This is a genomic window from Methylobacterium nigriterrae (assembly GCF_037106235.1).
GTDB classification, from domain to species: Bacteria; Pseudomonadota; Alphaproteobacteria; order Rhizobiales; family Beijerinckiaceae; genus Methylobacterium; species Methylobacterium nigriterrae.
Genome location: NZ_JBAWTG010000301.1, coordinates 1 through 2,324, shown reverse-complemented (window position 1 = coordinate 2,324; position 2,324 = coordinate 1). Strand labels below are relative to the sequence as shown.

The 2,324-nt window shown below is 65.6% G+C and carries 1 protein-coding gene and 2 pseudogenes; 1 reads left to right on the top strand and 2 read right to left on the bottom strand.

The window, feature by feature from the left end; all coding sequences use genetic code 11:
• Positions 1-87: pseudogene (locus tag WDW90_RS36445) on the top strand (IS5-like element ISMex42 family transposase); the annotation flags it as partial.
• Here the strand turns inward: WDW90_RS36445 and WDW90_RS36440 are convergent.
• Entirely contained in the window at positions 77-280 is a 204-nt protein-coding gene (locus WDW90_RS36440; RefSeq protein ID WP_336492611.1) for an alpha/beta hydrolase family protein, read from the bottom strand. The pseudogene WDW90_RS36445 and the gene WDW90_RS36440 sit on opposite strands and share 11 nt — an antisense overlap.
• 94 nt (positions 281-374) lie before the next feature.
• Positions 375-2,117: pseudogene (locus WDW90_RS36435) on the bottom strand (alpha/beta hydrolase).
• Positions 2,118-2,324 lie beyond the last annotated feature (207 nt).

The window sequence follows — 2,324 nt, the reverse complement described above, 5'->3', positions numbered from 1 at the left end:
GCCATCGCAACCCGCTACGAGAAGACAGCTTCAAGCTTCATGGGCGTTCTCTCGCTCGCAGCCGCTCTGGACTGGCTCAAGAGCTAACAGGCCGTAGGAAGCCGGCGACCCGGGTTGCCGAATCGAACTGCGCTGCTCCTGTGAAGCCGTGCCCCTGGCCCGGGTAGATCCGGATCTCGTAGCGCGTACCCTGCTGCCTCAGGAGGTGCTCAATAGCGTGCGCCTGCGAGACGGGAACGATCGGATCCGAGGCTCCATGCAGGATCAAGGTTGGCGGCAGCCGAGCCTCTCCTGCGGTGAACTCCTCCGCCCGCTTCCCTTGCCAGGCTCGCCGACGCCGCTAGTCATTCAGATCGAGACAGCCAAACCCGAGATCAGCCGCCCCGGTTGCGGTAAGCGCCCTCATCGCTGGAGTCGTCCTCCGTAGCGCGGCTGGCAGCCTTCGCCAGATGCCGTTTCAGGCTCGCGAGCGCCTCCTGCGACCAGTCGCGCACGTCGGTGACGGTGACCCAGGCGTCGATATAATGCTGCGGAGCGTAGACATGGCCGTAACCCATCGGGGGCTTGGTCGCCATCGCCATGTCGATTGCCAGCTGAAGGGCCGTCACAAGCGGATACCAGCGCAGTTGCGGCGAGACGTCCGGACCCCGCGGCGGCTCCAGCCAAGCCGGCGGACGGTAGAAGTCGCGATAATCGAAGAAGGTTACCGCGTCGCTGGCATATTGCAGGTAGACGACCCGCATCGGCCCCCAGGGCGCATCCGCGGTTGTGCGCGCGCTATCCTGGTTCATGAACCGCACGAAGCGGCCGTCCCGGAACTCCGGTAGCCAGGCCGGCGAGCCGAGATTGCGGCCGGCGGTCACCGAACGCCAGAGCCGGCTCCCGAACGGGGGGCCGCTCCACAGCGCGCCGTTGATCGGATCGCCAATCGTCTCGAAGAGTTCGATCGAGGTTTCGGAGTGCATGGCTCCCAGGCTCAATCCCTGCAGATAGAGCCTCGGGCGGCGATCCCTGGGCAGCGTGGTCCAGTAACCATAGACCTCAGCAAAGAGGGCGCGCGCTGCCTCCGAGCCATATTCCGGCTGAACGAGCAATGACAGCGGACTCGACAGATAGGAATACTGCGCAGCGACGCTGGCGACATTGCCGTGATGCAGATACTCAACCGTGTCCATAGCTGACGGGTCGACCCAGCCCGTTCCGGTCGGCGTGATCACGACGAGCAGCGAACGGTCGAAGGCACCGACGCGCTTGAGCTCCGCCAAAGCCAATTGCGCCCGCTTCTGCGCCGTGTCGGCGGCGCGCAAGCCGACATACACGCGGATTGGCTCGGCTGCCGTGCGTCCGGTGAAGGCGCCGATCTCTGCCGCTCTGGGGCCTGATGCCACGAACTCGCGCCCGGCACGCCCGAGCTCATGCCATTTGATCAGCGATCCCGGACCGCCAGTCCGCGCCCGTTCGACGGGCTGCGGGCGCTCCGGCTCCAGTAGCGCATCGCGTTCACGGAACGAGGCGTCGAGCACCCGGAAGGTCAGGCGGAAGAAGATGCCGTTCGCGACCGACCAGAACAGCAGGATCGTGACCGAGACACCGACCACGTTCGCGATCCGTGGCGGAGCGAACCGACCCGCGCGGCCGACCATGTAGCCGGCGGCCAGCCCGAACAGCCGCACGAGTGCGAGCAGAGCGGTGAAGGTTGCCAGCGCGGTCAAGCAGACCTGGAAGGGAAGCGCGCTCGTGATGAGCTCCATACTCATCACAGCGCGGATCGAGTTCTGCCACGAGGCTGCTTGTCACAGGAAGGCAACCGCGACAGCCAGGCAGAAAGCCGTGACGAGGGTATTTGCGACTCGGCGCGCCCGTTCCGGCTCTGGCAGTTCCAGATAGGCCCAGAGCCATCGCCACGACACGCCAAGGCTATAACCGGCAGCGAAACAGGCGCCCGCCAGCGCCCCGTGGGTGAGCGACGTTCGTGGAACGAGGCTCGGGGTCAGAGCCGCCGCGAAGAAGAGGGTCCCCAAAGCAACGCCAACGCCCGACAATCTGCGCGCCCGATGCTGGAGAAGCCCTACTGCCCTCGCGGCGATTCGTGCCGCCCGCCGGCGATCCTGATTCATTCTTTGTTCCGGGTTGCCGATGCCACGATCCGCCATCGCGCGCAGATCGGAGCGACGTTACCAGTTCGCTGACGAGAACATCGACTGCGGCGTTAGTGGTGGCCATGATCGATCCGCATTCCTGCTGGATGCTGGGGCGCTCGCTCGAAACCCTCTCGCTGCGCATGAGCGCCGCCAACCGCAACGGCGAGATCGTCGCCCGAATGC